The following is a 16,999-nucleotide window of genomic DNA, read 5'->3' on the forward strand; positions in this document are numbered from 1 at the left end:
ACCGAAGCGATGACCGGGAGAGTACACCGGTTCCGGATTCGGCAGAGAGGGGCTTCACTGGCTGCGAAAGCCCTGTTTCCGGACCGTGTGGAAGTGCACCCGCGAGCATGCCCTCCCGAACCCGGTGTCGGTGGTAGGGAAGGGCCGGTGCCCTGCCGTTACAGGGAAGAGCGGGCCGGAAGATCGTCCGGTCAAGCAGAGTGGAACCGCGGAACAATCCGTCTCTGCAGCCGAAGGCTGCGGAGGCTTTTTTTATCGAGCAAAGGGGGGGAAATCTGTGAGTTTCCTTCAACGCTGGAAAGCATTTATCGGCATTATGAAATCGGACGTCCGGGCTGTCTTTGACCGGGACCCGGCCGCCCGGAGCACCTTTGAGGTGGTATTGACTTACTCCGGGCTGCACGCGATCTGGATGTATCGGATCGCCCACTGGTTTTTCAACCGGAAGAGGTTTCTCATTGCCCGGATCATCTCACAGGTCGCCCGCTTCCTGACCGGAATTGAAATCCATCCCGGAGCCAAAATCGGCCGGGGGTTTTTCATCGACCACGGCATGGGGGTTGTCATCGGGGAAACTTGTGAAATCGGAGACAATGTGACCCTCTACCAGGGGGTGACCCTGGGTGGAACCGGCAAGGAGAAAGGCAAACGGCATCCCACCGTGGAAGACGGTGTGCTGATCGCTTCCGGGGCCAAAGTTCTCGGATCGATGCGGATCGGACGGAATTCCAAGATCGGTGCGGGGTCCGTGGTGCTGCGTGAGGTTCCCCCCCATTCCACGGTGGTGGGAGTCCCCGGACGCGTGGTGGTTCAAAACGGGGTCCGGGTCGGCAGCGCCGCCGATCAGGATCTCGATCACGTCAACCTGCCCGACCCGGTCGAGGAGACCTGCAGAGAAATGGAAAACGAAATCGACCGGCTCAGGTGTCAGCTTGAGCGGATAAGGAAAGAACTGGACACCATCCGAGAGGAGAAGGAACGAGATGACCTTGCACGTGTACAACACACAAACCAAAAAGCGTGAATCCTTTCGGCCGCTGAGGGACAAGAAAGTCAACATGTATGTTTGCGGGCCCACTGTTTACAACTACATCCACATCGGAAACGCCCGGGTTTTCGTCTTTTTTGATGTGGTTCGCCGCTATCTCGAATACAAGGGCTACGAGGTGACGTATGTCCAGAACTTCACCGATGTGGACGACCGGCTGATCGAAACAGCCCAACAGGAAGGGACGACGGTGAAAGAACTGGCGGAACGTTATATCCGTGCCTATTTTGAAGACATGGACGCCCTGGGGGTGAAACGGGCTGATGTCCATCCCAAGGCGACGGAACACATCGGAGAGATGGTGGAAGGGATCCGGATTCTCCTGGAAAAAGGATACGCTTATGAACGGGACGGGGATGTCTATTACCGGGCGCTGAAAAAAGAGGATTACGGAAAACTGTCTCACCAGACCTTGGAGGAGCTGAAAGCGGGGGCACGGGTGGAAGTGAACGAGAAAAAGGAAAGTCCGCTGGATTTTGCTTTGTGGAAGAAATCGAAACCCGGTGAAATCAGCTGGGACAGTCCCTGGGGGAAAGGGCGCCCCGGATGGCACATCGAATGTTCGGCCATGTCGAAGAAATACCTTGGGGACACCCTGGATATCCATGCCGGCGGGATGGATCTGTGTTTTCCGCACCACGAGAACGAGATTGCCCAAAGTGAAGCCTGGACGGGCAAACCCTTCGCCCGTTACTGGCTTCATAACGGCTACATCAAGATGGGAAACGAAAAGATGTCCAAGTCCCTGGGCAACATCGTCCGGGTGGTGGAGTTGCGCGAGAAGTATGAGCCCCGGGCGCTCCGATACTTCCTTCTTTCCGCCCATTACCGCAACCCGGTTTCCTTCAGCTTTGAGACGATCCACCAGATCGAAAGGGGCCTGGAACGCTTCGATACGGCGGTCACCAACTTGCACCACCGGATGAAGACGGCGGAAGCGGGGAACGCCGAACCGACCGTGAACAAACGGCTGTCGGAACTGACGCGGGAGTTTGAAGCGGCGATGGACGATGATCTGAACACAGCCAATGCGATCAGCGTGTTGTACGATGCGGTCCGGTTTGCCAATGAAACCGTGGCCCGTTCCGTTGTCCCCCGGGGGACGCTCGCGGCCATTCTCGGCTGGCTCCGGCAGTTCGGAGGCGAAATCCTCGGGTTGGTGGTGGATGGAGAAGAAGAGAGCCTGGAGGCCGAGATCGAGGCTTTGATCGAAGAGCGGCAACAAGCCCGTGCCGCCCGGGACTTTAAACGGGCGGATGCCATCCGTGATCGGCTGGCCGAACGGGGAATCATCCTGGAAGACACCCCTCAGGGTGTACGTTGGCGGAGGAAATGAAATGGAAAACATCTTGGGCCAAACCGGACGGGTCACGTTACAGAAGAAGCCTGCGGAGATCAACCCCCTCCTTCTCGCCTACCTGGGGGATGCCGTATATGAACTGTTTGTCCGCTATCACCTCCTGGCCAGGGGGGAAAGCCGTCCCAACGCGATCCACCAAGAGGCGGTCCGTTTCGTCTCCGCACGGGCGCAGGCGGAAGTGGTCCGCAGGGTCGAGCTCTGGCTGACAGAGGAGGAAAAGGACGTGTTGCGGCGCGGACGGAACACCAAATCGGGAAGCGTGCCGAAGAACGTCAAAATGGTGGACTACCGTTATAGCACGGGCCTGGAGACTCTGGTCGGTTACTGGTATCTGACCGGACAGACCGAGCGATTGACGGAGGCGATGACGAGGGTCATTGAGACACTGGAAGGAGACGTCGACCATGGAGAATGAATGGCTGATCGGCCGACAAGCAATCCGGGAAGCGATCAGGGCGGGACGAAACATGGAAAAACTCCTGGTGGCCGAAGGGGCCGGCAGAGGGAGAGGGGGATTGGCTCCCCTTTTGGAAGAGGCTCGCAAGATGGGAATCCCCGTGCAACACGTGCCCAGAAAAAAGCTGGACGGGCTGGCTGAGGGCGGCAATCATCAGGGAGTGATCGCCCGGGTGGAAGCCTATCGATACGCGGAGTTGGAAGATCTTTTCCGGAGGGCGGAAAGCCGAGGGGAGCCCCCGTTCTTTCTTTTGTTGGACGGAATGGAAGATCCCCATAACCTCGGATCCATTCTCCGGACCGCGGACGCCGCGGGGGTTCACGGTGTGGTGATCCCCAAGAGGCGGGCGGCTGGACTCACCCGGACGGTGGCCAAAACGTCCGCCGGCGCCGTTGAACATGTCCTCGTGGCCCGTGTCACCAACCTGAACCGGGTGGCCGATGAAATGAAGGAGCGGGGTGTGTGGTTGGTGGGAAGCGATGCCGACGCTTCCGGGATGTATGATACAGTCGATTATTCCGGACCGACCGCCCTGGTGATCGGCAACGAAGGGAAAGGGATCAGCCGGCTTCTGAAGCAGAAATGCGACTTTTTGGTGCGGCTTCCCATGAAAGGGAGCGTATCCTCCCTCAATGCTTCCGTCGCGGGAGCTCTTCTGATGTACGAAGTGGTCCGAGACCGGGGGAGATGACCGGTGAAGCATACGGAAGAGTGGCTCATCGTCGACGGATACAACGTGATCGGGGCCCGCGAGGACTGGTCCGCTCTTTCGCTGGAAGAGGCGCGCCACCGCCTGACGACCCTTCTATCGGAATATCAGTCCACCACGGGGCGCCGGGTGTTCCTGGTTTTTGACGCTCACCGTGTGCCGGGCGGCGCGACCCGTCTGAACGAACAGCGGATCCATGTGATTTACACCAAAGAACAGGAAACGGCGGATCAGGCGATTGAACGGCTGGTCAAACAAAACAAAGCTCCCGGACGAAGGATTTATGTCGCCACTTCCGACTATCTGGAACAGCGCATGGTCTTCGGCCAGGGGGCTTATCGCCTGTCCTCCCGCGAGCTTCTGGAGGAGCTCCGGTTCATGAAAGCCGCCATCTCCCGCAAAATCGAGGAATCAAAGAGCGGCAGACGAACCTTGGGTCAAGGGTTGAAGGGAGATATACTCAGAACATTCGAAAATTGGAGGCGGAAAAAATAGGTGAAAATTTGACGTTTTTGTTGCAACTCGGCTATAATGAACCTATCATGGTTTCCAGCCAACGGGTCGGAGGGATGAAGGTGAGCGTCAATCTCCAATGCACGACGACGGACTTCGATGTGAGGGCCGACGAAGAGCTGGTGGAGTATGTCCGCATGGGTGACGGAGCCGCCTTGGAACAGTTGATCAATAAGTACAAAAATTTCGTCCGCGCCAAAGCCCGGTCTTACTTCCTGATCGGGGCCGATCATGAAGATATCGTTCAGGAGGGGATGATCGGCCTCTACAAGGCGATCCGCGATTTCCGCGGGGACAAGTTGGCATCGTTCAAAGCCTTTGCCGAGTTGTGCATTACACGTCAGATTATCACGGCGATCAAGACGGCCACGAGGCAGAAACACATTCCGCTCAATTCCTACGTTTCCTTGGACAAGCCCATTTACGATGAAGATTCCGACCGAACCTTGATGGATATCCTGACGGGGGGGAGGGTTTCGGACCCGGAGGAACTTTACATCAATCAGGAAGAATTTGATGACATCGAAGATAAAATGTCGCAAATTTTGAGCGATTTGGAGCGGAAGGTGCTGATGTTGTATCTGGATGGACGTTCCTATCAGGAGATTGCCGTCGACCTGAACCGGCATGTCAAATCGATTGACAATGCCCTGCAACGTGTGAAGCGAAAGCTGGAGCGCTACCTGGAAGTGCGTGAAGTCTCGTTCTGAGCATCAAATGAAGTATTTCTGTTAAAAGTTGAAGGCGATGACCGGGGTTCCCCCGGTTTTTTCTTCTCTTAAAGTATGGTTCGACAACAAGTTACAAAATCCTCCCTTTAACCAAAAAAGTTGAAAGATTTTATTTGCAGTTTAAAGCCCGACTTTACCCGGATATAATGGAAAGGGTATTGTATTTCGTTGACATGCTTATTTCCATATGATAATGTTGTTTGGGTATTTGTAAGACGCCTGTCAAAAACTGTGGGCGCGGATCGAGGAGGTGTTGAACGTGCGCGTATTGATCACGATGGCATGTACGGAATGCAAAGAGCGTAACTATTCGTCCACTAAAAATAAACGTAAGCATCCCGACCGGATGGAATTCCGTAAATACTGCCCCCGTTGCAACGGGCACACACTGCACCGGGAAACCAAATAATCAATTGAGATGTCTCAGGGGGGAACACGCATGGGTTTTCTCGGCCGAATCGGGAGCGGTATCAAAAGGAGCGTCACCGGAACTGCCAATTTTATCAGTACGGGTGTGGCAGAGCTGAAAAAGGTCCGGTGGCCCTCGCGACAGGAGCTTTTTAAATACACCCTGGTCGTGCTCATTACCGTCATCTTTGTGACGCTCTTCACCGTCATCATTGATTTGGGGATTGCCAACCTGGTCGAGCGGATCACATGATCGGACGGGGAAATATGTCTTAAGGGGGGACAGGGCCCGCGCCCTGATTTTCATGGAGAAGAATTGGTATGTTGTACACACCTACTCGGGCTACGAGAACAAGGTGAAAACCAACCTGGAAAAACGCGTCCATTCAATGGATATGCAGGACAAGATCTTTCGCGTTCTGGTGCCGACGGAAGATGAGATCGAGCACAAGGACGGAAAACGGAAGACGGTCCAGCGGAAGGTTTTCCCGGGGTATGTTCTGGTCGAGATGGTGATGACCGATGATTCGTGGTATGTGGTGCGCAATACTCCGGGGGTGACGGGTTTCGTCGGATCTCCCGGGGGAGGAGCCAAACCCACCCCCCTTATGCCCGATGAAGTCCAACGCATCCTGAACCAGATGGGGATGGAAGAAGCCCGGCCAAAGGTCGATTTCAACGTGTCCGAGAGCGTGAAGGTGAAGGAAGGTCCCTTCGCCAACTTCGTCGGAAACATCGAAGAAGTGGATCCTCATCGCCGGAAGCTGAAGGTGCTTGTCAACATGTTCGGCCGGGAAACCCCGGTGGAGCTCGACTTCAACCAAGTGGAAAAAATTTGATTGGATGGTTTTCCTTCCGTTTTGACTTAATTCGTGATAAAATTACCATGTTTGGGTTCAGCGAATTCGGGACCGGCGCCACATCCCGGACGCACCCGCTGTTTGTTTGACCGTGGGAGGGCTTGACCCGAGGGAACCACATTTTTGAAGGGAGTTGGATGATGTGGCCAAAAAAGTGATCAAAGTTGTCAAGCTGCAGATTCCAGCCGGTAAAGCCAACCCGGCGCCGCCGGTCGGTCCCGCGCTGGGGCAAGCCGGTGTCAACATCATGGGCTTCTGCAAGGAATTTAACGCCCGCACTGCCGATCAGGCGGGTATGATCATTCCGGTGGAAATCACCGTTTATGAAGATCGCTCGTTCACCTTTGTAACGAAAACCCCTCCGGCTGCCGTTCTCCTGAAAAAAGCAGCCGGCATCGACAAAGCCTCGGGGGAGCCCAACCGCAATAAAGTGGCGACCATTAAACGGGATAAAATCCGCGAAATCGCGGAACTGAAAATGCCTGACCTGAACGCCGCCAATGTCGAGGCCGCCATGCGGATGGTGGAAGGAACCGCCCGTAGCATGGGGATCGCCGTCGAAGACTGACAGGCGTTCCAACGCGTCGTCAGCCGCCACGGGCTGACCGCGTGAGTGGGAGGATCATCCGTTATTACCACGAAGGGAGGAAATACCGTGGCTAAACATGGCAAGAAATATCAGGAAGCACTGAAGAAGATCGACCGGGAACAATCCTACGAGATCGAAGAGGCGCTCCAGTTGGTGAAAGAGGTGGCTCCCGCCAAGTTCGACGAAACCGTTGAAGCGGCTTTCCGTTTGGGCGTCGATACCAAACGGGCCGATCAACAGGTCCGCGGCGCGGTGGTGCTGCCCCATGGGACCGGGAAAACCAAGCGGGTTCTGGTCTTCGCCAAGGGAGAAAAGGCGAAGGAAGCGGAACAGGCTGGCGCTGATTATGTCGGCGAAGAGGACCTCGTCTCCAAAGTGAGCCAGGGTTGGCTGGACTTTGACGTGGTCATCGCCACTCCCGACATGATGGGACAGGTCGGCAAACTGGGCCGGATCCTCGGTCCCCGTGGCCTGATGCCGAACCCGAAAACCGGCACCGTGACTTTTGATGTGGCCAAAGCCGTCGAGGAAGCGAAAGCGGGTAAAATCGAGTACCGTGCCGACCGGAACGGGAATGTGCATGCCCCCATCGGAAAAGTCTCCTTCGACAAGGAGAAACTGGCCGAAAACTTCCGGGTTTTGGCTGAAACCCTGATCAAAGCCAAGCCGGCTGCCGCCAAAGGGCAATACATGAAGAGCGCAACGGTCTCTTCCACCATGGGACCGGGTGTGCCGGTCAACACATCGCGTTTCACCGGCCGCTGAATCCGGCGGTTGGTTGAATAAATCCAACCCGTTTCTCACCGACAAATGAATCAAAGTGATACCGCAGACAGCCGGGGCACCTGTCGGTGCTTAAAGCATCCCAGCCGAGGTATCGGAGATCATCCCCATTTGTTGTTTGGATGGGAGATTGTTCCCGGCCTTCGTCTGTCTGCGAAGGCTTTTTCATTTGCTCGGATTCCGATCTTAAGGAGGTGTGTCCATGTCCACGGCAATCGAAAAGAAGAAGCAAATCGTGGCTGAAATCGTTGAAAAGCTCTCCAACAGCAAGGCGACGATTCTGACGGATTACCGCGGGCTCAACGTGGCACAGATGACGGAACTGCGGAAGCAGCTCCGTGAAGCCGGAGTGGATTTCCAAGTGCTGAAAAACACTATGATCCGGCGCGCCACCGCCGAAACCAACCTGAGCGAACTGGACGAACATTTGGTGGGTCCCACGGCCGTCGCCTTCTCCGAGGAAGATGTAGTCGCACCGGCCAAAGTGCTGAACCAGTTCGCCAAGGAGAATCAGGATCTGGAGATCAAAGGCGGGGTCCTCGAAGGTCGCGTTATCAGCATCGACGAAATCAAGGAGCTGGCTAACCTTCCCTCCTATGAGGGTCTCGTGTCCATGCTGCTCTCCGTTCTGCAGGCCCCGATACGCAATTTTGCCTTGGCCGTTCAAGCAGTGGCCGACAAAGAGGGCGAAGGCGAAGGGGAAGGCGCTTAAAGCTTCATTACGCTTACTGAACCGACGGTCGCTCCTGACGGGAACGCCGTTTTGAAAAAGCTTATGGGAGGTATTATCATGAGCAAAGAACAAATCATCGAAGCCATTAAAGGCATGAGTGTGCTCGAACTGAACGATCTGGTCAAAGCCATCGAAGAGGAGTTCGGCGTAACCGCCGCCGCACCGGTGGCCGTTGCCGGCGGAGGCGCTGGCGAGGCAGCTGCCGAGGAACAAACCGAATTCGACGTCGTTCTGACCGATGCCGGGTCTTCCAAGATCAACGTCATCAAAGCGGTTCGCGGTATCACCGGCTTGGGTCTGAAGGAAGCCAAAGCCCTGGTGGACGGGGCTCCGAGCCCGGTCAAAGAAGGGGCATCCAAAGAAGAAGCCGAAGAAATCAAATCCAAACTGGAAGAAGCCGGTGCCTCGGTGGAATTGAAGTAACATCCGCCGGATAGCCGGACCTGCCGGCCGATGCAGCCGGCAGGTCTTTTTTCATGCTGAGGTGATTGCATGGCGGACCACTATTATTCCGGCGATCCCGACGTCGCCAGGGATGAACGGGAAATCCAAGCGATTTTGAGGGGAAAAGCTTTTCGCTTTCGAGCCGATGCCGGTGTTTTCTCCAAAAAGGGCATCGATTTTGGAACGAGGCTCCTGATCGAAACAGCGGAGCTTCCGGAAACGGGGGAGATCCTGGATCTCGGCTGCGGCTACGGTCCCGTCGGGATCGCCTGTGCTTTCTTTGCGCCTGCGTGCCGGGTGACCATGGTGGACGTGAACCGGAGGGCTCTGGAACTGGCGGAGCGGAATGCCGGTATCAACGGGGTAAAGGACCGGGTGGAAGTGCTGGAGAGCGATGGTCTTCAGGCTGTCCGGCAACGGCGTTTTGCGGGGATTTTGACGAATCCCCCGATCCGCACCGGAAAGAAGACCGTTTACCGGTTGTTCCGGGAATGCCGTGACCAACTGGAGCCAGGGGGATCGTTGTGGGTGGTCATTCGAAAACAGCAGGGGGGCGCTTCTGCAAAAAAAGAGCTGGAAACCTTGTTTCCCGAAGTGGGTATCGTGGAAAAGAAAAAAGGCTTCTGGATTCTCCGCTCCCGGAAGGAGAGCGGAGATTGATCAGGCATTGACACTGGTTCCGCGGTGTGGTATCGTTTTAGAATGCTAAACCCACTGCTGGGAATCTGGGATCCGACAGCATAAGGGTGTTTTTTGTTGTGAATAAGTAACCCGTTTTTTGGTTACGCTATGTAAATAGACCGTCATGGTTGGAAAAAACAGGAACCCTAGGGTTATTTATATAATTACTTGTTTAAGAGGCTTCATCGGCCGGTCAAGGCCGAAACATCAGCGAACATCCAGTTTGGCTTACTGCAGAGTCAGGAAAGCATGGAAGGAGCCCTTGCGGGGGTGACGCACCAATCGACTGGGTTCGAGGGGGGAGCTCGTTTGGCAGGTAAACTTGTCCAATACGGTCGGCGTAAGCGGCGCAGTTACGCGAGAATCACCGAGGTGCTCGAACTGCCCAACCTGATCGAAATCCAGCAGCGATCTTACCAGTGGTTCCTGGAACAGGGCTTGAAAGAGATGTTCCAGGATATCTCACCGATTGAAGACTTTACCGGTAACTTGGTTCTGGAGTTCATCGATTATACACTGGAAGAACCGAAGTATTCCGTCGATGAATCGAAGGAACGGGACGTAACCTATGCCGCACCTCTCCGTGTCAAGGTCCGGCTGATCAACAAGGAAACCGGCGAAGTAAAAGAACAGGAAGTCTTTATGGGGGACTTCCCGTTGATGACGGACACGGGGACCTTCATTATCAACGGGGCTGAACGGGTCATCGTCAGCCAGTTGGTCCGCTCGCCCAGTGTCTACTATAATAGCAAAGTCGACAAGAACGGGAAACCCACATATACAGCTACCGTGATCCCCAACCGCGGGGCATGGCTGGAGTTTGAAACCGACGCCAAGGATATTCTTTTTGTACGCATCGATCGTACAAGGAAGATTCCGGTGACGGTCCTTTTGCGTGCGCTCGGATTTTCCAGCGATGCCGAAATCCTGGATCTGCTCGGGGATGACGAATACGTAAGGAACACGCTGGACAAAGACAATACCGGCAATACCGAAAAAGCGCTGATTGAAATCTACGAGCGCCTGCGTCCGGGAGAACCGCCGACGGCGGATAACGCACGGAGCCTCTTGTACTCCCGCTTTTTCGATCCGAAGCGGTATGACCTGGCTAACGTGGGCCGTTACAAGATGAACAAAAAGCTTCACATCAAAAACCGCCTCTTGAACCAGAAGCTGGCCGAAACCGTCGTTGACCCCGAGACCGGGGAGATCATCGCGGAGGCCGGCCAGGTGGTGGACCGCCGCATAATGAACCGCCTGCTGCCGTTCCTCGAACAGGAAGGCGGAATCGGCTGGACCGAACACTCCGTCCGCGGGGGCGTGCCGGAAGACGGTCTGCTCCGTCTGCAATCGATCAAGATCTTCTCTCCTGTCGAGGACGGAAAGGTGATCCGGGTCATCTCCAATGGCCAGATCGACAAGAGTGTCAAACATATCACGCCGGAGGACATCGTCGCTTCCATCAACTATTTCATCAACCTTCTCCACGGCGTGGGCAGCACGGACGACATCGATCACTTGGGGAACCGGCGGCTCCGCTCCGTCGGGGAACTTCTGCAAAACCAGTTCCGCATCGGTCTTTCCCGTATGGAGCGGGTGGTTCGGGAACGGATGTCGATTCAGGATGCCAACGCGATCACACCGCAGGCACTGATCAATATCCGTCCGGTGATTGCGTCGATCAAGGAGTTTTTCGGCTCCAGTCAGTTATCCCAGTTCATGGACCAGACCAATCCCTTGGCGGAACTGACCCACAAGCGCCGTCTTTCGGCCTTGGGACCCGGCGGTCTGACCCGGGAGCGGGCCGGCTTCGAGGTTCGGGACGTCCACCACTCCCACTATGGACGGATGTGCCCGATCGAGACGCCGGAAGGTCCGAACATCGGGCTGATCAACTCGCTTTCCACCTATGCCCGGATCAACGAGTACGGTTTCATTGAAACACCGTACCGGAAGGTGGATCCGGAGACCAATCGGGTGATGGATGAGATCGTCTACCTGACGGCGGATGAAGAGGATAACTACTACGTGGCGCAAGCGAACGCCCCGCTGCAGGAGGACGGACAGTTCGCCAACGAACAGGTGGTGGCCCGCTACAAGGAAGAGATCATTCCTGTCCCGAGGGAGCGGATCGACTATATGGACGTCTCCCCGAAACAGGTGGTTTCCGTGGCGACGGCCTGTATCCCCTTTTTGGAGAACGACGACTCCAACCGGGCGCTCATGGGTTCCAACATGCAACGGCAAGCGGTACCGCTTCTGAAACCGGAAGCGCCGTACATCGGGACCGGCATGGAATATAAAGCCGCCCGGGATTCCGGTGTCATGGTCTTGGCCAAACGGCCCGGTGTCGTGGAACGGGTGACGGCCGACGAGGTCTGGGTGCGCCACGAGGAAGAGGTGGACGGCCAACTGGTCCGGGGTGACTTGGATAAATACAAGTTGCATAAGTACATCCGTTCCAACCAGGGAACCAGCATCAACCAACGACCGATCGTCCAGGCGGGGGAACGGGTGGAGAAAGGAGATATTCTCGCTGACGGTCCCTCCACCGACACCGGTGAACTGGCCTTGGGAAGGAACGTCCTGGTCGCGTTTATGACTTGGGAAGGGTACAACTACGAAGACGCCATCCTCCTTTCCGAAAAGCTGGTGAAAGAGGATGTCTACACTTCCGTTCATATCGAAGAATACGAATCCGAGGCCCGGGACACCAAATTGGGACCGGAAGAAATTACCCGGGACATCCCCAACGTAGGGGAAGAAGCCCTGAAAAACCTGGATGAACGCGGAATCATCCGGATCGGTGCGGAGATCAAAGCCGGGGACATCCTGGTGGGGAAAGTCACTCCGAAAGGAGTCACCGAACTGACGGCGGAAGAACGCCTGTTGCACGCCATTTTCGGTGAGAAAGCCCGGGAAGTGCGGGACACCTCCCTGCGCGTGCCTCACGGGACCGACGGAATCGTCGTCGACGTGAAGGTTTTCGAACGGGAAAACGGAGACGAACTCCCGCCGGGGGTCAACCAGTTGGTTCGCGTCTATATCGCCCAGAAGCGGAAGATTTCCGAAGGCGATAAAATGGCCGGAAGACACGGGAACAAAGGGGTGATTGCCCGGGTTCTCCCCGAGGAGGATATGCCTTTCCTTCCCGACGGGACTCCGGTGGAGGTCGTTCTCAACCCCCTCGGCGTGCCCTCCCGCATGAACATCGGACAGGTGCTGGAAGTCCACCTCGGGATGGCCGCCCGGACGATGGGTCTTCATATGGCCACCCCGGTTTTCGACGGGGCATCGGAGAAGGATGTTTTCGAAGCCCTGGAGGAAGCGGGGCTGGACCCCGACGGCAAAACCAAACTCTACGATGGACGGACCGGGGAAGCCTTCGAAAATCGGGTGACGGTGGGTGTGATGTATATGATCAAACTGGCCCACATGGTGGACGACAAGATCCACGCCCGGTCCACCGGACCGTACTCCCTGGTGACACAGCAGCCCCTTGGCGGGAAGGCCCAGTTCGGAGGCCAGCGGTTCGGCGAGATGGAGGTGTGGGCCCTGGAAGCCTATGGCGCCGCCTACACCCTTCAGGAGATTCTCACCGTCAAGTCCGACGATGTCGTGGGACGCGTGAAAACCTACGAATCCATCGTCAAAGGAGAGAACGTCCCTGAGCCCGGCGTTCCCGAATCCTTCAAGGTGCTGATCAAAGAGCTCCAGAGCCTGGGTATGGACGTCAAGATCCTTGCCGAGGATGAAGAGGAGATCGAGATTCGGGAACTGGACGAAGATGATGAACCGGCCGCCGAGAGATCAGGCTTGGACATGGACAGGGAACAAGCGAAATAACGGTTTGCCGGGCCTCGATCAAGGAGGCGTTTGCCAACAAAGGGTCATCGCCCGGAACTGACGAGTCAATCGGGAGGATCCTGAGGGAGGAATGCCCTGTGCTGGACGTCAACAACTTTGAGTTCATGAAAATCGGCCTAGCCTCACCCAATAAAATCCGCTCTTGGTCACGGGGTGAAGTCAAAAAGCCGGAGACGATCAATTACCGGACCCTGAAGCCGGAAAAAGAAGGTCTTTTCTGTGAAAAAATCTTCGGCCCCACCAAGGACTGGGAATGCCATTGCGGGAAATACAAACGGGTCCGTTACAAGGGTGTCGTCTGTGACCGTTGCGGCGTGGAAGTGACCCGATCCAAGGTCCGGCGGGAGCGCATGGGTCACATCGAACTGGCGGCTCCCGTCTCCCACATCTGGTACTTCAAAGGGATCCCCAGCCGCATGGGGCTGGTGCTCGATATGTCTCCCCGGTCTCTGGAGGAAGTGATCTACTTCGCCTCCTACGTGGTTGTCGACCCGGGAGAGACTCCGCTGGAGAAAAAGCAGCTCCTGTCCGAAAAAGAGTACCGCAACTACCGGGAGAAATACGGGCAAGCCTTCACGGCCATGATGGGGGCGGAGGCCATCAAGCGTCTGCTTTCCGAAATCGACTTGGATAAAGAAGTCCAGATGCTGAAGGAAGAGATGCAGACCGCCCAGGGACAGCGCCGCAACCGGGCGATCAAACGGCTGGAGGTTATTGAGGCCTTCCGGGCTTCCGGCAACCATCCGGAATGGATGGTGCTGGATGTGTTGCCGGTTATCCCGCCGGAACTTCGGCCCATGGTTCAACTGGACGGCGGCCGCTTTGCCACCTCCGACCTGAACGATCTATACCGCCGGGTCATCAATCGAAACAATCGGTTGAAGCGGCTTTTGGACCTGGGAGCTCCCGACATTATCGTTCAGAACGAGAAGCGGATGCTCCAGGAAGCCGTGGACGCCCTGATTGACAACGGGCGCCGCGGGCGTCCGGTCACCGGCCCGGGCAACCGCCCCCTTAAGTCCCTTTCCCATATGTTGAAAGGGAAGCAGGGACGGTTCCGTCAGAATCTCCTGGGGAAACGGGTGGATTACTCCGGTCGTTCCGTGATCGTGGTCGGCCCTCACCTGAAGATTTACCAGTGCGGCCTTCCCAAGGAAATGGCGCTGGAGCTCTTCAAACCCTTCGTGATGAAAGAACTGGTGGCCAAGGGCCTGGCTCACAACATTAAAAGCGCCAAGCGGAAGGTGGAACGGGTTCATCCCGAAGTATGGGATGTCCTCGAGGAAGTGATTAAAGAGCATCCGGTGCTTTTGAACCGGGCTCCGACGCTTCACCGCCTGGGAATTCAGGCTTTTGAGCCGATCTTGGTGGAAGGTCGGGCCATCCGGCTGCACCCCCTTGTCTGCACTGCTTACAACGCGGACTTCGACGGGGACCAGATGGCCGTCCACGTTCCGTTGTCGGCGGAGGCTCAGGCGGAAGCCCGCCTGTTGATGCTGGCCGCTCAAAATATCCTCAACCCGAAAGACGGAAAACCCGTGGTCACCCCCTCCCAGGACATGGTTTTGGGGAGCTACTACCTGACGCTGGAGAAAGCGGGTGCTCGGGGGGAGGGCAAGGTGTTCACCAGCCCGGGAGAGGCCATCAATGCCTATACTCAGAACTATGTGACCCTGCACACCCGGATCGCTGTTCCGGTGAAGAGTCTCAACAAACCGTCATTTACCGAAAAGCAACAGGATGCGTTGCTTCTGACCACCGTTGGAAAGTTGATTTTCAACGAAATCTTCCCGCCGGAATTTCCTTACATCAATGAGCCCAGCAAGGCCAACCTGGTGGACGGGATACCGGAGAAATACCTCGTCTATGACAAAGGGGTCGACATTCCCGCCAAGATCAAGGAAATGCCGGAACAGGAGGCCCTTAAGAAAGGGTATCTCGGCACCCTGATCGCTGAGTGTTTCCGCCGTTTCGGAACCAAAGAGACCTCGGTGCTCATGGACAACATGAAAGCCCTCGGCTATTCCTACTCCACCAAAGCCGGGATTACGATGTCCGTCTCCGACGTGGTGGTGCCGGAGGAGAAACAGAACATTCTCGACGAGGCCGAAAAGAAAGTCCAGGCTGTGCTCAAACAGTACCGCCGCGGCCTGATTACCGAGGAGGAACGCTATGAACGGGTGATCTCGATCTGGAGCCAGGCCAAGGACGACATCACCGACGTCCTGATGAAGAAATTGGGCAAATTCAACCCCATTTACATGATGGCCAACTCCGGCGCCCGGGGGAACGTCTCCCAGATCACTCAGCTGGCCGGGATGCGCGGTCTGATGGCCAATCCCTCCGGCCGGATCATCGAGTTGCCCATTAAATCGAACTTCCGGGAAGGACTGACGGTGTTGGAGTACTTCATCTCCACCCACGGGGCCCGGAAAGGTCTGGCCGACACCGCGCTCCGCACGGCTGACTCCGGTTATCTGACCCGCCGTCTGGTCGACGTGGCCCAGGACGTGATTGTCCGCGAAGACGATTGCGGTACGGACAAAGGGCTTCCGGTGAGCAAGATTGCCGACGGCGGAGAGGTCATCGAAGAGTTGTTCGACCGGATCGTGGGTCGTGTCGCTTTCCAGACCGTCCGTCACCCGGAAACGGGAGAAGTGCTGGCCCATCCGAACGAATTGATCGACGAGGAAAAAGCCTCGCGGATTGTCGAAGCGGGGATCGAAGAAGTGGTTATCCGTTCGGTCCTCAATTGCCGTACCCATCACGGGGTGTGCCGCAAGTGCTACGGCCGCAATCTGGCGCTCGGGACACCGGTGGAGATCGGCGAAGCCGTGGGGATCATCGCCGCACAGTCCATCGGTGAACCGGGTACCCAGCTGACCATGCGGACCTTCCACACCGGCGGCGTCGCCGGCGACGACATCACCCAGGGTCTGCCCCGGATTCAGGAGCTCTTTGAAGCCCGCAACCCGAAAGGGCAGGCCACCATCACCGAAATTGCGGGGGTCGTCAAAGAGATCCGCGAGGTGAAAGATCGCCGCGAAATCGAAATCGAAGGGGAGGTCGAGACCAAGACCTACCAGTTCCCTTACGGATCCCGTCTGAAGGTGGCCGAAGGGGATCAGGTGGAAGCTGGAGACGACCTGACCGAAGGCTCCATCGATCCGAAGGAACTGCTTCGGGTCAAAGGGGTTCGCGGCGCACAGGAGTACATCCTGCAGGAAGTGCAGAAAGTGTACCGGCTGCAAGGGGTGGAGATCAACGACAAACACGTCGAAGTGATGATCCGTCAGATGATGCGCAAAGTCCGCATCACCGATGCCGGGGAGACCGATTTGTTGCCCGGTTCCTTTGTCGACCTGCATGATTACGAAGAAGCCAACCGGAAGGTTCTCCTCGAAGGAGGCGAACCGGCCGTGGCCCGTCCCATCCTGCTCGGGATCACGAAGGCTTCCCTGGAGACCGAGTCCTTCCTCTCCGCTGCCTCTTTCCAAGAAACCACCCGCGTGCTGACCGATGCGGCCATCAAAGGGAAAGTGGACCGATTGCTCGGGCTCAAGGAGAACGTCATCATCGGGAAACTGGTCCCCGCAGGAACGGGGATGTCCCGTTACCGCAATTTGGCCGTGGACATGGAAAAATCCACGGCGGCATCGGAAGCCGACACCCCGGAAGAAAAAGTCCTGGTCGAGTAAGTGGTGGGGGGGATCCGGTCCCGGGAATCCCCGGACCGGGCCTCTATCCACTTGTTGACAACACCCTGTGCAGGTGGTAAGATATCGTCGTGTGCTTGGGTCATTTCACTTTGGAGGG

General features: G+C 56.6%; 16 protein-coding genes and 1 other annotated feature. All 16 genes read left to right on the forward strand.

The genetic code is table 11. The features are described 5' to 3' along the window. Nucleotides 1-316 precede the first annotated feature (316 nt). The 16 genes from cysE (at nt 317) to rpoC (ending at nt 16,881) form a co-directional block, all read left to right on the forward strand. Nucleotides 317-1,024, forward strand: a complete 708-nt coding sequence (cysE, locus tag C8P63_RS12710) for a serine O-acetyltransferase (RefSeq protein WP_170109647.1) — start codon at nt 317-319, stop codon at nt 1,022-1,024. Further along, nucleotides 984-2,384 (forward strand): cysteine--tRNA ligase, encoded by a 1,401-nt coding sequence (gene cysS, locus C8P63_RS12715; RefSeq protein ID WP_108024772.1) that lies wholly within the window; start codon nt 984-986, stop codon nt 2,382-2,384. The genes cysE and cysS overlap by 41 nt, the downstream gene beginning before the upstream one ends. Nucleotide 2,385: 1 nt before the next feature. Beyond that, entirely contained in the window at nt 2,386-2,823 is a 438-nt protein-coding gene (locus C8P63_RS12720) for a Mini-ribonuclease 3 (RefSeq protein ID WP_108024774.1), read from the forward strand. Next, on the forward strand, nt 2,813-3,556 hold the full coding sequence (gene rlmB / locus C8P63_RS12725) for a 23S rRNA (guanosine(2251)-2'-O)-methyltransferase RlmB (protein WP_108024776.1): 744 nt from the start codon (nt 2,813-2,815) through the stop codon (nt 3,554-3,556). Before C8P63_RS12720 ends, rlmB begins: the two co-directional genes overlap by 11 nt. Nucleotides 3,557-3,559: 3 nt before the next feature. Next, nucleotides 3,560-4,069, forward strand: a complete 510-nt coding sequence (locus C8P63_RS12730; protein ID WP_108024778.1) for an NYN domain-containing protein — start codon at nt 3,560-3,562, stop codon at nt 4,067-4,069. Between the two features lie 74 nt (nt 4,070-4,143). Next, nucleotides 4,144-4,797 (forward strand): RNA polymerase sporulation sigma factor SigH, encoded by a 654-nt coding sequence (gene sigH / locus C8P63_RS12735; protein WP_211308285.1) that lies wholly within the window; start codon nt 4,144-4,146, stop codon nt 4,795-4,797. A 280-nt stretch (nt 4,798-5,077) separates the two neighbouring features. Then, nucleotides 5,078-5,227: a 50S ribosomal protein L33 gene (rpmG, locus tag C8P63_RS12740; protein WP_108024780.1), complete on the forward strand. Its 150-nt coding sequence runs from the start codon at nt 5,078-5,080 to the stop codon at nt 5,225-5,227. 30 nt (nt 5,228-5,257) lie between these two features. Continuing rightward, nucleotides 5,258-5,479 carry a preprotein translocase subunit SecE gene (gene secE / locus C8P63_RS12745; RefSeq protein WP_108024782.1) on the forward strand — a complete coding sequence of 74 codons (222 nt, stop codon included), beginning with the start codon at nt 5,258-5,260 and terminating at the stop codon, nt 5,477-5,479. Nucleotides 5,480-5,531: 52 nt separating this feature from the next. Further along, on the forward strand, nt 5,532-6,065 hold the full coding sequence (gene nusG, locus C8P63_RS12750; RefSeq protein WP_108024784.1) for a transcription termination/antitermination protein NusG: 534 nt from the start codon (nt 5,532-5,534) through the stop codon (nt 6,063-6,065). 163 nt (nt 6,066-6,228) lie between these two features. Beyond that, nucleotides 6,229-6,654: a 50S ribosomal protein L11 gene (gene rplK, locus C8P63_RS12755; protein WP_108024914.1), complete on the forward strand. Its 426-nt coding sequence runs from the start codon at nt 6,229-6,231 to the stop codon at nt 6,652-6,654. Nucleotides 6,655-6,741: 87 nt separating this feature from the next. Further along, nucleotides 6,742-7,440 (forward strand): 50S ribosomal protein L1, encoded by a 699-nt coding sequence (gene rplA / locus C8P63_RS12760; RefSeq protein ID WP_108024786.1) that lies wholly within the window; start codon nt 6,742-6,744, stop codon nt 7,438-7,440. Nucleotides 7,441-7,483: 43 nt separating this feature from the next. Continuing rightward, nucleotides 7,484-7,634: a sequence feature (ribosomal protein L10 leader region), on the forward strand. A gap of 26 nt (nt 7,635-7,660) precedes the next feature. Next, a complete protein-coding gene (rplJ, locus tag C8P63_RS12765) occupies nt 7,661-8,170 on the forward strand; it encodes a 50S ribosomal protein L10 (RefSeq protein WP_108024788.1) in 510 nt (169 codons plus the stop codon). A 78-nt stretch (nt 8,171-8,248) separates the two neighbouring features. Continuing rightward, the gene (gene rplL / locus C8P63_RS12770; RefSeq protein WP_108024790.1) at nt 8,249-8,614 is read left to right on the forward strand and encodes a 50S ribosomal protein L7/L12; all 366 of its coding nucleotides are present in this window, start codon (nt 8,249-8,251) and stop codon (nt 8,612-8,614) included. A 69-nt stretch (nt 8,615-8,683) separates the two neighbouring features. Beyond that, complete coding sequence (locus tag C8P63_RS12775) at nt 8,684-9,295, forward strand: class I SAM-dependent methyltransferase (protein WP_108024792.1); 612 nt, start codon at nt 8,684-8,686, stop codon at nt 9,293-9,295. A 330-nt stretch (nt 9,296-9,625) separates the two neighbouring features. Continuing rightward, a complete protein-coding gene (rpoB, locus tag C8P63_RS12780) occupies nt 9,626-13,162 on the forward strand; it encodes a DNA-directed RNA polymerase subunit beta (protein WP_108024794.1) in 3,537 nt (1,178 codons plus the stop codon). 98 nt (nt 13,163-13,260) lie between these two features. Then, a complete protein-coding gene (rpoC, locus tag C8P63_RS12785; protein ID WP_108024796.1) occupies nt 13,261-16,881 on the forward strand; it encodes a DNA-directed RNA polymerase subunit beta' in 3,621 nt (1,206 codons plus the stop codon). Nucleotides 16,882-16,999 lie beyond the last annotated feature (118 nt).

The organism is Melghirimyces profundicolus, assembly GCF_003054245.1.
Taxonomy (GTDB): domain Bacteria; phylum Bacillota; class Bacilli; order Thermoactinomycetales; family DSM-45169; genus Melghirimyces; species Melghirimyces profundicolus.